Below are 16,409 nucleotides of genomic sequence, written 5' to 3'. Positions count from 1 at the left end.
GTCTCGGGGCGGGCGGTTTACGCGAAGCCGACGTACTTGGTCTCGAGGTACTCCTCGATGCCTTCGGTGCCGCCCTCGCTGCCGAGGCCGGACTGCTTGACTCCGCCGAACGGGGCGGCGACGTCGGAGATCACACCGCGGTTGACGCCGACCATGCCGCTCTCGAGCCTGTCGGCGACGCGGAACGCGCGATCCACGTTCTGCGTGTAGATGTACGCGGCGAGACCGTATTCGGTGTCGTTGGCGGCGGCGACGCCCTCGGCCTCGGTGTCGAATCCGGTGATCGCGGCGACGGGTCCGAAGATTTCCTCGCGGACGATGCGCGCGTTCGCGGGCACCTCGTCGAGGACGGTGGGCTGGAAGAAGTAGCCGGGACCGTCGACGGACTTGCCGCCGGTGCGGACCCGGGCGCCCGCGGCGACGGCGTCGTCGACGAGGGACGCCACGTTGCGGCGCTGCTTCTCGTTGACGAGGGGACCGACGTTGGTGCCGTCCTCGCTGCCGGGTCCGACCCGGAGCGCGGCGATCCGCTCGGTGAGCTTGGTGGTGAACTCCTCGCGCACCGAGTTGGCGACGATCAGGCGGTTGGCGGCGGTGCAGGCCTCGCCGCCGTTGCGCATCTTCGCGGCCATCGCGCCCTCGACCGCGGCGTCGATGTCGGCGTCGTCGAACACCACGAACGGCGCGTTGCCGCCGAGTTCCATCGACGTGCGCAGAACCTGCTGGGCGGACTGCTCGATGAGGATCTTGCCGACGCGGGTGGATCCGGTGAACGTCACCTTCCGCAGTCGCGGATCGGCGAGCAGCGGTTCGGTGACGGCGGCGGCGTTCGACGCGGGCAGCACCGACAGCACACCGGCGGGCAGGCCGGCCTCGGCGAAGATTTCGGCGAGCAGCAGCATGGTGAGCGGGGTGTCCTCGGCGGGCTTGACGATGATCGTGCAGCCGGCGGCGAGCGCGGGTCCGATCTTGCGGGTGCCCATCGCGAGCGGGAAGTTCCACGGCGTGACGGCCAGGGTGGGTCCGACGGGGACCTTGGTCACCACGATCCGGCCGTTGCCCGACGGTGACGTGGTGTAGCGGCCCTGGATGCGGACGGCTTCCTCGCTGAACCAGCGCAGGAACTCGGCGCCGTAGTTCACCTCGCCGCGGCTCTCCGGCAGTGCCTTGCCCATCTCCATCGTCATCAGCAGTGCGAGGTCGTCGGTGCGCTCGATGACCTTCTCCCACGCCGACCGCAGGATGATCGACCGCTGCCGCGGGGCGGTGGCCGCCCATTCGTCCTGGACGGCGGCGGCGGAGTCGAGTGCGCGCATCGCGTCCTTGCCGCCCGCGTCCGCGACGTTTGCGAGGAGGGTTCCCGTGGCGGGGTCGTAGACCGGGAAGGTGCCGCCGTCGATCGGGTCGGTCTGGGCGCCGTCGATCCACAGACCGGTGGGCAGGGTGGCGCGGAGCCGTTCGAAATCAGTCATGGGAGTCCTCGTGGTGGGAATGGTGGTGATCGCACGCCTCCGGGGTGGGGGCGACGTCGAGGGCGGGGTTGCGGTCGAAGAATCCGGCGGGTTTCAGCCAGAACGACACGGTGTCGGCGGGCATGATCGGCCAGTCCTCCGGCCGGGGAATGTGGTGGATTCCGAATGTGTACCAGAGCACCACGTCGGTGTTCTCGATCGGCCGGTCGGCCGCGGTCCACTCGGGCAGTCCGTGATCGACCTTGCTCTGGTTCACGAATTCCCCGGCGGGCCAGCGTTCGTCGGGGGAGTTCGGGGTCACCCAGACGGTGTGCCCGATGGCGCCGGTGCGCTGGAAGATCGGCGACCCCGGGTCGAACATCGACGGGATCGCGCCGCCGGGAACGAGTTTGTAGGCGGGGGCGGTGCCGAGTCCGGTGGTCGTGTTGTCGTTGACCACCTTCCATGCGCGCTGGCTCTGCCAGTCGAAGTCCTGCCGGCCCTCCAGTTCGGTGCGCAGCGGAGTGTTCTTCTGCCGCAGCGCAAGCCCGTACGGGTTGTCCGGACCGGTCGGCACGATCTCCGTCTCGGTCGCGTAGACCGTGTTGTCGGTGCCGTCGACGTCGAGATCGAGGCGGGCCACGAGGAAGTGCTGGTGGAACGGCGCGTACGTCCGGTTGTCGATCAGCGTCCCACTCGGGTGCTCACCGCCCTCGGGGAAGTGGCTGACCACCATGATCCCGGTGGCGCGGACCTCGCACTCGATGTTGCCGTCCTGGTAGAACCGCCAGTAGACGAGATACTCGTAATTCGCGACCGTCACGTGCGTCGACACCGTCAGCCGCCGCATGCGCCGCACCTCGGCGCCGGCGTCGTGGTCGACGTGCTTCCAGAGGACGGCGTTGTCCTCCTCGTGGATGCAGATCGCGTTCTCGATCGTGAACGGCTCGCCCTTGCTGTCGTGGAGGACCGCGTCGAGATACCGGATCTCGCCGAGGCAATCGCATCCCAGGGTCAGCGACGTGGTCATGAACCCGATGCCCCACTCACCGATGTCGAAGGCGGTGCGGCGGTAGTGGTCCGGACTGGTGTCGCGGTACGGCACCGCCATCTCCGCGAACGACATCCGGTGCGCGATCGACCGTACCCGGCCGTGGTCGTTGTAGGTCACGGCGTGCAGGGTCATGCCCTCGCGGTAGTTGAACCCCACCCGCAGCGACCAGTTCTGCCATTCGAGCTTGTTGCCGTCGAGAGTGAACGACGGCCCCTCCGACTGGACGATGTCCAGGGGCTTCAGCGGGGGCCGGGTGCTGGAGGCCCGGATCCGTTCCGGGATGTGCCGGGGCACGTACTCGCCCATGACCTCGGGACGTTCGACGCTGAACGTGTCCTCGATCTCGAGCAGTTCCATGCTGTTCACGTCGATGACGCAGTGGAAACCGTTGACCGGTCCCGCGTACGGGTTCGCGCCCGCGGTCGCGCGGACCCAGGTGTCCGACCAGCCGAGCCGGCGTCCCTTGTACTTGTCCGGGGTGACCGCGTCGCCGTACGTCCACACGTCCATGAAGACCAAGCTCATGTCGGTGATGCCGCGCTTCGCGAGCGCCGCGATCACGTCCGGGTGCCCTCGGAGGAAGGCGTCCGCCTCCTCCCATTCGTCCACCGTGAAGTTCGCCTGGACGTCCGGGATGTGCTGCCAGGAGACCACGTTGTCTCCGGTGAGCGAGACGAGCGCCTTGTAGGTTTCGTTCTTGCGGCGGTCGAAGCACACGACGATCGCCCGGCGGTCCGGGACGGTGCCGGACGTGTCGAAGGCGGCCACGTCGGCCTTGGCCGGCTCGGCGAGTTCGATCGACGCGAACCGCCAGCCGTCGCCGACACCGTGTTCACGGGCGAGGACGGCCGCGGCCTGCGTGAATTCGTCCGCCCCCAACGGGTCCAGAGGATGGAACGTGCCGGTGGTGGTCCGGGTCATGGTGTCTCTCCTCTGGTCGATGGGCGGGCACTTCGTGCTCGTGCGCCTTTTCGGTAGTGGTAGCTACCGAAAAGGCGCACGGGTCAGACGAGCGAGCGCACGATCTGCTCGATGACGGTCAGGGCGTCGTCCAGCAGGTCGTCGCCGATGACCAGCGGCGGAAGCAGCCGGATGACGTTTCCGTACGTACCGCACGTCAGCAGAATGACACCTTGTTCGAGCGCGCGGGCCGCAATGGCCTTCGTCAGTTCGGCGTCCGGCTCGTTCGTGCCGGGCTTGACGAACTCCATCGCGAGCATCGCGCCGCGTCCGCGGACGTCACCGATGACGCCGACGTCCGCGGCCAGGGCCTCGAGCCGCGGCAGGACGAGCTCGCCGATGCGCTGTGCGCGGGCGGGCAGGTCGAACTTGCGCATGCTGTCGATCGCGGCGAGTGCAGCGGCGCACGCGACGGGATTGCCGCCGTACGTGCCGCCCAGTCCGCCGGGGTGCACCTTGTCGAGGAGTTCCGCGCGGCCCGTGATCGCGGACAGCGGCATGCCGCCCGCCATGCCCTTGGCCATCGTGATGATGTCCGGGACGATCTCCTCGTGCTCGCACGCGAACCAGGCGCCGGTGCGGGAGAACCCGGTCTGCACCTCGTCGGCGATGAAGACGACACCGTTGGCGCGGGCCCACTTCACCAGTGTGGGCAGGAATCCCTCGGCGGGAACGATGAATCCACCCTCGCCCTGGATCGGCTCGATGATGATCGCCGCGAGCGAGTCGGCGCCGATCTGCTTCTCCATCTGGGTGATGGCGCGCTGCGCGGCCTGCTCGCCGGTCAGTCCGTCCTGGTCCCGGTACGGGTAGGACATCGGGAGCCGGTACACCTCGGGCGCGAACGGGCCGAAGTGGGCCTTGTAGGGCATCGACTTGGCGGTGAGGGCCATCGTCAGGTTGGTGCGACCGTGGTAGGCGTGGTCGAACGCGACGACGGCGTCGCGGCCGGTGGCGAGGCGGGCCACCTTGATCGCGTTCTCGACGGCCTCGGCGCCCGAGTTGAACAGCACGGTGCGCTTCTCGTGGTCGCCGGGGGTGAGCGCGGCCAGTTCTTCGGCGACGCGGACGTAGCCCTCGTACGGGGTGACCATGAAACAGGTGTGGGTGAAGTGCCCGACCTGCTCCCGGACCGCCTCGGCGACAGCCGGATCGGACGCGCCGACGCTGGTGACGGCGATGCCTGCGCCGAGGTCGATCAGGGAGTTGCCGTCGACGTCGACGACCACACCACCGTCGGCATCCGCCGCGTACACGGGGACGCTGGAGCCGACGCCCGCGGCCACGGTGGCGCGGCGGCGAGCGGTGAGGGCCGCCGACTTCGGGCCGGGGAGCTCGGTGACCAGGGCGCGCTTCTGCGGCAGCCGGTACTGGATGTCGTTCATGTTGGTGCAGTCCTCAGGGTCGTGACGTGGATGGATATGGGGTGGTGCGACGTCAGTCGTTGGAGCTCATGACGTGCTTGATGCGGGTGTAGTCCTCGACGCCGTAGCCGGAGAGGTCCTTGCCGTAGCCGGAGTACTTGAATCCGCCGTGCGGCATCTCGGCGACCAGCGGGATGTGGCAGTTGATCCAGACGGCACCGAAATCGAGTGCGGCCGACAGTCGTTGCGTGACCCCGTGATCGTTGGTCCACACGCTCGACGCGAGACCGTACCGGACGTCGTTGGCCAGCGTCACGGCCTCCTTCTCGTCGGAGAAGCTCTGCACGGTGAGGATGGGACCGAACGTCTCCTCCTGCACGATGTCGTCGCGCTGGTCGACCCCGGTGATCACGGTGGGTTCGAAGAAGAATCCCTGCTCACCGGAACGCTTTCCGCCGGTGACGATCTTCGCCGAGGCGGGGAGCGCGGCGATCTTGGAGCTGACCGCGTTGAAGTGGTTGATGTTGTTGAGCGGACCGTAGAACGTGTCCGGGTCGTCCGGCAGACCGGGCTTGAGGGTCTCGGCCTTGCGGACGAGCGCGTCGACGAGCTGGTCGTGGACGGACTCGTGGACGAGGACGCGGGTGGCGGCTGTGCAGTCCTGGCCGCCGTTGAAGAAGGCGGCCTCGGCGATGCCGCTCGCGGTCTTCTCGATGTCGACGTCGTCGAACACGATCGCCGGAGCCTTGCCGCCCAGTTCGAGGTGGGCGCGCTTGAGCTGGCGGGCGGCGGAGACGGCCACGGCGATGCCGGCCCGCACCGAGCCGGTGATCGACACGAGTCCGAGCGCCGGGTTCTCGACGAGGGTGGCACCGGTCTCGCCGTTGCCGAGGACGACGTTGAAGACGCCGTCCGGCAGGATGCCCTTGGTCAGCCGGGCCAGCACGAGGGTGCTGTTCGGGGTGGTGTCGCTGGGCTTGAGGACGATCGTGTTGCCGGCGGCGAGCGCGGGGCCGATCTTCCACAGCGCCATCATGAACGGGTAGTTCCACGGGGTGACCTGGCCGACGACGCCGATCGGCTCGCGGCGCACGTAGGACGTGAAGCCGTCCATGTACTCACCGGCGGCCTTGCCTTCGAGCATGCGGGCCGCGCCGGCGAAGAACCGGAGCTGATCGGCGCCCACCTTGATCTCTTCGTCGGCGATGACCTGCTTCGGCTGCCCGGTGTTGCGGCACTCGGCCTCGACCAGTTCGTCGCTGTGCGCCTCGATCGCGTCGGCGAGCTTGAGCAACGCGGTCTGACGCACGCTCGGAGTGGTCTTGCCCCACGAGACGAAGGCCCGCTCGGCTGCCTCGACGGCGGCGTCCACGTCGGCCTTCGTGGAGACGGGTGCCCGTCCGACGACGCTCTCGTCCACGGGGTTGATCAAGTCCAGCGTCTCCGTCGCGGATGAGGCGACGAACTCACCGTTGATGTAGTTCTCGAGTACGTCGATCGACATCGGTACCGGTTCCTCTCGTGGGGGTAAAACATCTGAAAACAAGTGTGCGCTGTCTCACAAGCTGGAGGCAGCTGACAAAATGGTGAAAGACGCGGCCCCTGCCACGCCGAGTTGTCCACTCCGGAGTCACCCGTGGGAGCAGGTGTGTCCAGCCGCGCCGGAACCGGCGAACGGCACGTCCGCGCCGACGGTTCCGTGCCCGGAGTCGGCGTCGTGCACGACGACCCCGCCGACGAGGGTGAGATCGGCCCGTTCGCCGAGGAGCTGGGTGGGTTCGATCGCGTAGAGGTTCGACGACCAGACGACCAGATCGGCCCGGGCGCCCGGGCGGATCACGCCGAGCTCGTCCTCGGCGTGCCACGCCCACGCGCCACCGCGGGTGTACGCGCGCAGCGCCGAATCGAGGTCCATCCGCTCGTGCGGAGTCCAGTCGGTCCCGCCGTCCAGACCCGAGCGGGTGAGAGCCGAGTACAGGCCGACGAGCGGGTCCATCTCCCCGACCTGCCAGTCGCTGGAGAACGCCAGCGCCGCACCCGACTCGGCGAGCGAACGGAAACGCCACGCCCGGTCCCAGCGGTCCTCCCCGACGTTCTCCATCCACGTTCCGGCGACGAGGTCGGGGGAGCAGTGCCGCGGCTGCATCGCCGCGACGACGCCGAGGTCCCGGAACCGGGGAAGGTCGTCCGGGTGGAGGCATTCGACGTGGACGACGCCGTGCCTGCGGTCGACCGTCCCGTTGACCCGGGCGGCGTGCTCGATGGAGTCGAGGGCCAGGCGGATACCCCAGTCGCCGGTCGCATGGGTGTGCGTCTGGAATCCGAGTCGATCGAGTTCGGTGAGCATCGCCGTGAACTCCTGCGGGGGCAGGCTCGGGGTGCCGCGGTGGCCCGGCCGGTTCGCGTACTCGGACAGCATGGCGGCGGTGTGCGGTTCGATGACGTCGTCGGCGTACAACTTGACCGGCCCGAGCCGGAGCATGTCGTCGGTGGGCGCGCCGTCGACGGCCTCGCGGAGGTCCCTGCGGAACGCTGCGTCGGCGCCGACGGGATGGAACAGGGCGGTGATCACCCGCGACTGCATTCGCCCCTCGGCGCGTGCCCGGTACATCAGGTCGAGCTCGGCCAACGGGACCTGCGGTTCGACGACGGTGGTGATACCGCACGCCGTCGCCATCTCGAGACTGGACGTGATGCGCCGATAGCGGCGGTCGGGGGAGTACATCGGGATGTCTTTTTGCAGCCCGGCCAGACCGGCGCGCGTCATCGCGCTGGTGTAGAAGTCGGTGACCCAGCCGGTGGGTGCGCAGTGGGCGTCGAATTCCGGACGTCCCCAGGGAATCCGGGTGCCGCGGTCGATGCCGAGGACCCGGAGGGCGGCGTCGTTGAGCCACACCGAGTGCTGGTCGTAGGTGGTGATGAACACCGGACGGTCGGTGAGTCCGCGGAGGTCGTCGGCGTTCGGGCGGCGCCCGGTCACCACGGAGTAGACGGCGTTCTCGGCGCAGATCCAGTCCAGGTCGGGGCGGGCCGCCGCGTGCGCGCCGATCCGCTGCCGGACCTCCGTGAGGTCCTGTGCCCCTTCGAGGCTCACCGCGTCGGGGTCGAAACCGAGGAGCAGATGGTTGTGGCTGTCGATGATGCCGGGGGTGACCAGCCGGCCGCGCAGGTCGATGGTCCGCCGGGCGGCGGGAGCGTCCTCGGCGGACCCGACGTATCGGATCCGGCCGTCCGCGACGCCGACCGCCTCGGCCCGGCCGGGGACGTCGAACGTGCGCACGACCCCGTTGGTCAGCAGCAGGTCGAGCATCAGCAGGTCTCCTCTTCCGCGGCGTTCAGCAGCAGCAGGTGGGTGTCCTTGCGCGGGCGCAGGTACCGGGCGTAGTAGACGAAACCGGCGGCGACGAGTCCGACGGAGATGCCGAGGCTCAGCCACTGCTCCGGATCGAGCAGGGTGACGACGAAGACCAGGCCGAGCGCCGCGATGCAGATGCCGGGCGCGAGGGGCCACAGCGGCATGCGGTAACCCGTGCGCACGGTCGCACCGCGGCGGTGGTTGATCGCGGCCAGCGCGATGAACAGATAGGTGAAGGTGAGTGTCGACCCGGTGGCGGTGAGCAGGACGTCCAGCGGGACGAAGCACGCGGCGAACGCGATGGCACCCATCACGACGGTCGCGAGCACGGGGACGCGGCCCTTGAGGCTGACGGTCTGCAGCGGCGCCGCGACGGTCTCGGGGAGGGCACGGTCGCGGGCGGCGGCGTAGAGCAGCCGTCCCGCTTGCAGCGTGATGGCGATGATCGCGTTGATCACGGCGAGCGCGATCGAGAGCAGGACCACCATCGCGACGGCGTGGCCGGCGCGTTCGGTGAGGAACGCCTCCACGGGAAGGCTGGAACCGAACAGCTCGGTCTGCGAGCGGGCGCCCACCAGGATCGCGATCAGCGGGACGAGTTCGGTGGCGACGGTGATGACGGCGCTCCAGATGACGGCCTTCGCGATCGAGCGAGCCGCATTCTTGGTTTCTTCGGCGAAGTAGACGGCGCCGCCGTACCCGTTGAACGCGAAGATGCCCTGGGTGATGGCCAGCATCAGTCCGGAGATCGCCAGCGGTGCGAGTTGGCCGGTGCCGGCGTCGAGCACCTCGGGGCTGAGGAGGCTGGTCAGCGGACGTTCCATGTGGACGAAACCGAGGACGGTGAGCAGGGCCAGCGCTGCCATCTCGACGCCGAGGAAGACCCCGGTGAGCCAGGCGTTCGTCCGGATGTCGAAACACGCGGTCACGGTGGTGATCACGACCACGACGAGTGCGGTCTGCTGCGGGGACAGGCCGTGGATCGCGACGCCCAGGTAGTCGGCGACCCCGAGGGCGAAAACCGCGATGATCAGCGGCAGCGAGATGAGGCTGATGAAAAATGTCGCGACGCCGAAGGCCGGACCGAGAGCCCGCGACACGAGCGAGTAGTCGCCGCCGGCAACGGGATACGCGGAGGCGAGTTCGGCGTAGCAGAAGGCGATGAGGATGCTGACGACGCCGGCGACGAGGAACGCCCAGAACACTCCGGTGCCGAACAGGGCGAGCGCCGAGCCGCCGAGGATGAAGACACTCGACGCCGGCGAGATCGACGACAGGGTGATGAGGATGTTGCCGCCGACGCCGATGCTGCGGGAGAGCGAGGCCTCGTAGGTGCCGGGCGGGGTGGTGGGAGCGACGGTGGGAGGCCGGGCGGTCTGGTCCATGGGGTGTCCGTTCGGGGAGGGGACGAGGAGCGAAGAGTTTTTTGACGTGTCCGTCAAACAACTGGGCCGAGTGTCACAGATCACGTCGGCTAGTGTCAACGGCATGGCGCGACCGAACACTCAGAAGCAGCGGCGTTCCGAACTCATCGAGGCCACGCTGCAGGCGGGATCCGCGCACGGGCTCAGGTCGCTGTCGCTGACCGACGTCGCGAAACGGGCGGGTCTGACGCGGGGCGCGCTGCTCTACTATTTCGACGATCTGGATTCGCTTCTCGTCGAGGCGCACCGGGCGGGCACCGAGCGCTACTGCGATCTGCGGGACGAGGCGGTGGCGGCACAGTCGTCGTACGCCGCCAAGCTGCGCACGGCGATCGATGCCGGGCTGCCGAGCGGCCCCGACGACACCCTGATGCGGCTGCTCTACGAATTCGACTTCATGACAGGCACTTCGGCGCTGCATGACGAACTGGTCCAGAAGATGTATCTGCGACAGCTCGCGACGTACCGCGCCATCCTCGGCGACGGTCACGGTTCGGGGGAGTTCGCCGTGCGCGGCGACATCGACCAGGCGGCGATGAACCTGGTGGCCCTGGAGGATGCCTACGGGCTGCACATCGTCGGAGGCAACAGCCTCATCACCGTCGATGTCGCGCGCGCGGCCATGCTGGGATTCTGCGAGCAGATCGGCTGCGGTGTCGCGAAAGACGCCGCAGCCGAACGGAACTGACCGATTCGGTTACGCGGGGTAGCTGCCCGCCACTTCCGCCTGGTGCCGCACCGAGCCGGCCACCACGGTCAGCTGGACCCGCGCGGTGAGCAGCGAATCGGCGCCCGCCGTGAACGGATCGCCGTCGAGGACCACGAAGTCGGCGGCCTTGCCCGCGACGAGTTGTCCTGTGAGGTCGTCCCAGTGGCACGAGTAGGCGGCGTCGCGGGTGGCGTGCGCGAGCGCGTCGGCCATCGGCAGCGCGTACTCGGGCAGGTTGGGCGCGAGCGCCGGATCGATCGCGGACTTACGCGTCGTCGCGATGTACATGTTGGGCAGTGGGGGATGCGGCGCGGTCGGGGCGTCGGACCCCAGTGCGAGGACGGCGCCCGCCGCCGTCATCTCGGGCCACGGGAAGGCCCGCTCGACCCGATGGTCGCCCAGCATGGCACGCCAGTTGTCCTGGATCGCGGGGTCGGCGTGGACCGGCTGCATCGACGCGACGACACCGAGGCGCGCGAGGCGCTGCACGTTGTCCGTCGTGATCGTCTCCAGGTGCTCCATCCGGTGCCGGCGCGGGCGAATCCCGTTGGCGTCGATGGCCTGTTCGAGCGCGGTGAGCGCGATCTCCGACGCCTCGTCACCGATGGCGTGCATGGCCACCTGCAGGCCGGCGGCATCCGCCGCGGCGACCACCGGTGCGAGCGACGCGAGATCCCAGATCGGTTCGGCGTTGGTGCCGTCCGCGTACGGCTCCTTCATCGCGGCGGTACAGCTGTCGATGACCCCGTCGATGATGATCTTGATCCCGGCCATCCGCAGCCACGGGCCCTGCAGACGCCGCTGGTGCTCCACCGCCTCGTGCACCTGACGGACGTTCTCCTCCTCGGAGTCGGTTCGTTCGATCAGCCAGTGCCCGGCCACCCGGAGCGGCAGCGTGCCCTCGCCGGCGGCCAGTGCGCGTTCGAGCGCCTCTACCTCGTCGGCGCCGAGCGCCATGTCGACCGCGCCGGTGACGCCGTCGGCGAGATACTGCTCGAACGCCGCCGCGAGGGCGACGTCCCGTTCGGAGTCGCTGATCAGCTTCGCGAGCGTGGGCCATAGGATCTGGGTCACCGCCGTCTCGAACAGCATTCCGGTGGCCTCGCCGGTGACGGGATCACGCTCGATCCGGCCCCCGATCGGATCGGGCGTGTTCGCGTCGATGCCGAGTTCGCGCAGCGCGGCGGTATTCACCCACGCCGAGTGCACGTCGTTGGAATCGAGGTACACCGGGCGCTCTGATTCCGCCGCGTCGATCATCTGCCGCGTCGGCGCATGGCCGCCCAGTGCGGGAAACAGCCAGCTGCGTCCCAGGATTCGCGGCGCGTCCGGATTGCCGGCGGCGAACCGCCGGATGCGATCCTGGATGTCGCCGAGGTCGGCGGCACTCTGCAGGTCCACCTTCTGGAGGGCCTGCCCCATCATCAGCAGGTGTGTGTGCGCGTCGATGAAACCGGGCAGGACGAAGGCCCCGCGGAGGTCGACGACGCGGGCGTCGCCCGCGAGCGAATCGGCCGTCGCGGTGTCGCCGACGAACGTCAGGCGCTCGTCCCGGACGATCATCGACTCGGCCCAGGCGGGTTCGGCCGCGGTGAAGATCCGGCCGCCCCGGTAGTGGGTCGTCTCGGTGTTCATGCTGTTCTCTCTTTCCTCAGGCGACGGTCGAGGTGGTGTACCGGGCAGCGGGATCCTGCCCGGGCGATGCGGAGGCCTGCTCGGTACGCGTCGACAGCCGGGCGATCGCGACGATCGGCACGAGCAGGACGAGACTGATGCCGGCCAGGACGAAGCCGAACGCGACGTAGCCGACCGCGCCGGTCACGAGGGTTCCGAACAGCGGGGCGAACGCCGATCCGACCAGATACGTGCCGAGCAGCGGGGCCGACCAGCGGCCGGACGAATCGAGTGCGGCCGCGATGGCCACGACGTAGATGAAGGCCGCGGCGTACACCGTGTTCCACGCGATGATGAGCACCAGGTACGCCGTCGGGTCGGTGGCCAGGCACGAGCCCAGCTTGAGGGCGGCTCCGAGGGCGAGGAGGACGGCGGTGGGGGCGGTGCGCCCGAGCCGCGAACCGAGTGCGGTGAGGACGAGGGCGGCGCCGATGCCGCCTGCCGTGGACAGGCTGAGGGCGAGCCCCATCTGCTGTTCGGTCAGCGAGGCGTGCTCGGCGCCCATGATGCCCGACACGGCCCACAGCGAGTCCTCGCCGATCGCCCAGATCGCGAAGAGCACGAGGAGCGAGGCGCCGGCGACGGCCACCTTCTTCTCGGTGACGCCCTCGGGCAACGGGTTTCGGGTGTGCGCCGTGCTCGGCCGGTGGTCGTGGACGGCCGGAGCGACCGGCAACCAGGGAATGGTGAACGCCGTGGCCAGCGCGAGCACCGCGACGATTCCGAAGGCGTTGGTCATGTGCGTGCCGAGGATCGGAATCAGGGCGAGGACGCCGGTGACGGCGGTGCGGTTGACGAGTCCGTTGATCCCGGACACCCGGTTCGGGTTGGTCAGCGCGGCCAGTGCCGCGCCGCCGACCGCCACCGCGCCGCCGGCGCCGATCCCGCCGACGATGATGGCGACACACGCGACCGGCGCCGAGTGGATCGTGCCGGCGACGGCGAACCCGGCCGCCATCACGACGAGGCTGATCCGGCCGAGCAGGTGGCGGGAGCGTCCGGCTGCCCACCGGGTGGTCGCCAGGCAGACGAGTGCGGTGGCCAGCAGGGAACCGGTGAGGACGGCGCCTGCGACGGTCTGGGTGACGCCGAGATCGTCGACCATCGCGATGATCATGAGCGGGATGAGGTTGGCCGTGATGTAGCCGACGACGAAGATGCTGAACGTCGCGATTCCGCGGCGGAGCGTCAGGGGGACGCGGACGGCGGCGGTCACGTGGGGTTCCTGCGGTGGCACGAGGACAACTCCGTGTCTCGGGTGGCGGCCCGCGTGAGACGTGGGTCACTTAGCGAATAGGATTCGTTAAGTATGCGGAGGGGTCCTCCCGTACGCAAGGGGGCAAACGAACTCAATTCGTTAATGTTGGATTTCGGCGTTGCTGGAGGTTGCCGTCTGACACAATGGAGTAGTCGTTCGTGTTCAGCTGGCCAACTTGTCCAGCGCCATTCCGATTTCGACCGGTCAGGGTGACACGAACCCGACCGCAACTGCGCAGGAGCCGACATGACCGTCCCCGTTCGCTGGATGTTGTCCCAGCCGGACCTGGCTCTCGAACTGAAGGGCGGCGCCGCCGGTCTCGGCAACGAGATCACGTTCGCCCACACCACCGAACTCCCGGAGCCGTTCCGCTGGCTCTCCGGCGGAGAACTGCTCCTCACCACCGGTATCCGGCTTCCTCTGACGGCCGCCGACCGGGGCCGGTACCTGCGCGGACTCGGCGAGGCCGGTGTGGCCGCGGTCGGGTTCGGCACCGGGCTCTCCCATCCCGAGGTACCCGCCGACCTGGTGGCCGTCGCCGACGAGATCGGGCTGCCGCTCCTCGAGGTGCCGCTGCCGACCCCTTTCGCCGCCGTGGTCAAGAGGGTCATGAACCGACTCGCGGAGCAGGAGTACGAGGCGGTGCTGCGGGCATCGCGGGCGCAACCGCGCATGACGCGCGCCGTCGTCCAGGGCGGCACCGGCGCCACCGTGCGCGAACTGGCCGTCGCCACGTCGGCCACCGTTTTGCTGCTCGACCTGTCGGGGCGGGTGCTGGAGTCGCATCCGGCGCAGCCCGCCGACGACGTGCTCGGGGAACTGCGCGAGGTACTCGCGGCAGGCACCGGCGGAGCGTCGAGCAGCGTGTCGCTCGCACGGTCGGGCGCGTCGATCACGGTGCAGCAGATCAGCGTCGGAAGCACGCCGCACGGCCACCTCGCCGTGATCAGTCCCAGCGCGCTCAGTCACGTCGACCAGATCCTTCTCGGTCACGCGAACTCGTTGCTCGCGTTGGATTTCGAGAAGCCGGTTCGCCTCAGGACCGCGCAGAACCGGCTCAATTCGCATGCGCTCGGACTGTTGCTCACGGAGGATCGCGACCTCGCGCCCGCCTGGTCGCAGATCCGGCACGCCGCGGACACGGACGGGATGGTGCGCGGACTCACGGTGGTGGCCGAGACGCCGGCGCTCGCGGAGCGGGTGGAGACCGCGGTCGCGGTGGCCATGAACAAGGCAGGGCGGCAATTGTTCGCCCGGCGTCAGGATGCGCGGGTCACCGTCCTGCTGCGGGGAACCGACGACGTCGACTTCGCGCGGGCGATGCTGCGCGGACTGCCAGCGCCGGCGCGGAAGGGGATTCGTGCCGGGCTGAGCGGGCGGCGGGAGGTGGCCGGACTCGTCGCGGCCATCGAGCAGTCCCAGCTCGCCGCGTCGGCCGCCGAGTCGGGGGCCGATCCGCTCGAGTTCGCGGCGCTCACCGGAAGCGCGCTGCTCGCGTTCAGCTCCACGCGAGAGGTGCTGAACTCGTTGGCGGACACGATGATCGCGCCGATCGACGACTACGACCGGACCAACGGGACGGAACTGCTGGGGTCGTTGCGGGCGTTCCTGGAGGCGAACGGCCACTGGGAGTCGGCCGCCGCGGCGATGGGCGTGCACCGGCACACCCTGCGCAGCCGCATGGCGCGGATCGAATCGCTGATCGACTGCCGGCTGGACGTGGCGCGGGTGCGCGCGGAACTGCTGCTCGCCATCATCGCCCGGCAGTCGTGACTGCCGGGCGATGATGGGACGGAACTACTTTCCGAGGCGGGCGGCGATGTCGGCTGCGGTGCGCTGACCCATCCGCACGGCACCGTCCACGTGCTGGTAACCCTCGGCCGCGATGTCCGAGCAGGAGAAGTGGAACGGTCCGACCGGCGTGCGGGTGTCCGCGCCGTAGCGGTGCAGACCACCGAGGTCGAAGCTCGCGGCGTACGCGCCCCGGGTCCATTCCTCGGAGCCCCAGTCGGACTCGTAGTACACCACCGGTTCGGCGGCCTCCGGTCCGAGGTAGCGGGCGAGCGAGCCGAGAATGGTGGCGCGACGCTCCTCCTCGCTCAGCGCGAACATCGCGTCGGCCTTCTCGTCCGAGACGAACGCGACGAGGGTGCCGCGGGTGTCCTCGTGATTGGTGTTGTCGTACACCTCCTGGACGACCTCGGAGGCACCGAATCCGGTGCCGGACAGTCCGTCTTCACGCCAGAACGGGGTCTCGTACACGGCGTGCACCTTGATCACGAGTCCCAGCGACTGGTGCTGGTGCATCTGGTGCTGTCGGCGCGGCAGCGGCGGGTCGTAGGAGATGCGGGAGTACAGGTTCGGCGGGACGGCCAGCACGACGCGAGACGCCTCCACGCGGATGTCGCCGTCCGCGAACACGACTGCGCCCTCCTCGCTCCACCGGACGGTGCGGACGGGGGCGTTCAGGAACACGTCGTCGCCGAGGGCTGCCGCCATCCGGATCGACACCTGCTGCATGCCGCCGATGACGCGCTTGTCGAGGATGAAGTCCTCGTCCACCAGGTGCGAGAACGATCCGGCGGACGCGGCCATGAGGACGGCCTGCAGTGCCGAGAACGAGTGCGCCGGCTTGGTCAGCATGCCGCCGGCGATGAACAGGCCGATGTTGTCGCGGGCCTCGGCGTCGTCGGACTGCTCGATCAGCCAGTGCTTGAACGAGATGGTGTCCAGTTCGCGAGCCAGGGGATGCGCCCACGGCTCCTCCGCCCCGACCTGCGCGGCCAGGTCGTCGAGGATCTGGACCAGCCGGTCCATCTCCTTGCGGGTCGTCTCGTCGACGGGGAAGGACTCGCCCGTGTAGCGGGTGCGCTCACCGGCGGCGGAGATGTAGACGGATTCGCCGTCACGGTACCGGTCGAACGTCTCGAGTCCCAGTTCGTCGAGCAGCGAGATCAGCGCCGTCTGATCGGGGGAGACCCACTGGCCGCCGATCTCCAGGACCGCGCCGTCGACGGTGTCGGTCCAGGTGCGTCCCCCGACGCGGTCGCGTGCCTCCAGGACCGCGACGGACAGCCCCGCCTTGCGCAGCGCGGTGGCCGCGGCCAGACCGGACGGTCCGGCACCGACGATGGCGACATCACGTTGGAGAGTAGGCACT

At 69.1% G+C, this 16,409-nt stretch carries 11 protein-coding genes; 2 read left to right on the top strand and 9 right to left on the bottom strand.

All coding sequences use genetic code 11. The features are described 5' to 3' along the window. Positions 1-17 precede the first annotated feature (17 nt). From ACFTWF_RS20025 to ACFTWF_RS20000, 6 genes are all read right to left on the bottom strand, one after another. Positions 18-1,472: an NAD-dependent succinate-semialdehyde dehydrogenase gene (locus ACFTWF_RS20025; protein ID WP_378462926.1), complete on the bottom strand. Its 1,455-nt coding sequence runs from the start codon at positions 1,470-1,472 to the stop codon at positions 18-20. Next, positions 1,465-3,426, bottom strand: coding sequence for a primary-amine oxidase (locus ACFTWF_RS20020; protein WP_378462925.1), 1,962 nt, complete (start codon positions 3,424-3,426; stop codon positions 1,465-1,467). Before ACFTWF_RS20020 ends, ACFTWF_RS20025 begins: the two co-directional genes overlap by 8 nt. Before the next feature lie 83 nt (positions 3,427-3,509). Then, a complete protein-coding gene (gene gabT, locus ACFTWF_RS20015) occupies positions 3,510-4,850 on the bottom strand; it encodes a 4-aminobutyrate--2-oxoglutarate transaminase (RefSeq protein ID WP_378462924.1) in 1,341 nt (446 codons plus the stop codon). 52 nt (positions 4,851-4,902) lie between these two features. After that, positions 4,903-6,333, bottom strand: coding sequence for a gamma-aminobutyraldehyde dehydrogenase (locus ACFTWF_RS20010; protein ID WP_185728307.1), 1,431 nt, complete (start codon positions 6,331-6,333; stop codon positions 4,903-4,905). 126 nt (positions 6,334-6,459) lie between these two features. After that, a complete protein-coding gene (locus ACFTWF_RS20005; RefSeq protein WP_378462923.1) occupies positions 6,460-8,139 on the bottom strand; it encodes an amidohydrolase in 1,680 nt (559 codons plus the stop codon). Next, positions 8,139-9,569: an APC family permease gene (locus tag ACFTWF_RS20000; protein WP_378462922.1), complete on the bottom strand. Its 1,431-nt coding sequence runs from the start codon at positions 9,567-9,569 to the stop codon at positions 8,139-8,141. The genes ACFTWF_RS20005 and ACFTWF_RS20000 overlap by 1 nt, the downstream gene beginning before the upstream one ends. Positions 9,570-9,639: 70 nt before the next feature. Between ACFTWF_RS20000 and ACFTWF_RS19995 the strand changes: the two genes are divergently transcribed. Then, on the top strand, positions 9,640-10,296 hold the full coding sequence (locus ACFTWF_RS19995) for a TetR/AcrR family transcriptional regulator (RefSeq protein ID WP_378463107.1): 657 nt from the start codon (positions 9,640-9,642) through the stop codon (positions 10,294-10,296). A gap of 9 nt (positions 10,297-10,305) precedes the next feature. On the opposite strand, the gene ACFTWF_RS19990 is transcribed toward ACFTWF_RS19995, so the two are convergent. Together ACFTWF_RS19990 and ACFTWF_RS19985 are read right to left on the bottom strand one after the other, a co-directional pair. Beyond that, complete coding sequence (locus ACFTWF_RS19990; protein WP_378462921.1) at positions 10,306-11,952, bottom strand: amidohydrolase; 1,647 nt, start codon at positions 11,950-11,952, stop codon at positions 10,306-10,308. Positions 11,953-11,968: 16 nt separating this feature from the next. Next, positions 11,969-13,207, bottom strand: a complete 1,239-nt coding sequence (locus ACFTWF_RS19985; RefSeq protein ID WP_378462920.1) for an MFS transporter — start codon at positions 13,205-13,207, stop codon at positions 11,969-11,971. A 288-nt stretch (positions 13,208-13,495) separates the two neighbouring features. Between ACFTWF_RS19985 and ACFTWF_RS19980 the strand changes: the two genes are divergently transcribed. Beyond that, complete coding sequence (locus ACFTWF_RS19980; protein WP_378462919.1) at positions 13,496-15,022, top strand: PucR family transcriptional regulator; 1,527 nt, start codon at positions 13,496-13,498, stop codon at positions 15,020-15,022. A 24-nt stretch (positions 15,023-15,046) separates the two neighbouring features. On the opposite strand, the gene ACFTWF_RS19975 is transcribed toward ACFTWF_RS19980, so the two are convergent. Continuing rightward, positions 15,047-16,408 (bottom strand): flavin monoamine oxidase family protein, encoded by a 1,362-nt coding sequence (locus ACFTWF_RS19975; protein ID WP_378462918.1) that lies wholly within the window; start codon positions 16,406-16,408, stop codon positions 15,047-15,049. Between the last annotated feature and the right edge of the window lies 1 nt (position 16,409).

Source organism: Rhodococcus sp. NPDC056960 (genome assembly GCF_042674125.1).
Classification (GTDB): domain Bacteria; phylum Actinomycetota; class Actinomycetes; order Mycobacteriales; family Mycobacteriaceae; genus Rhodococcus_F.
The sequence above is the reverse complement of the archived record's forward strand: the minus strand, read 5'-3'. Positions and strand labels throughout refer to the sequence as shown.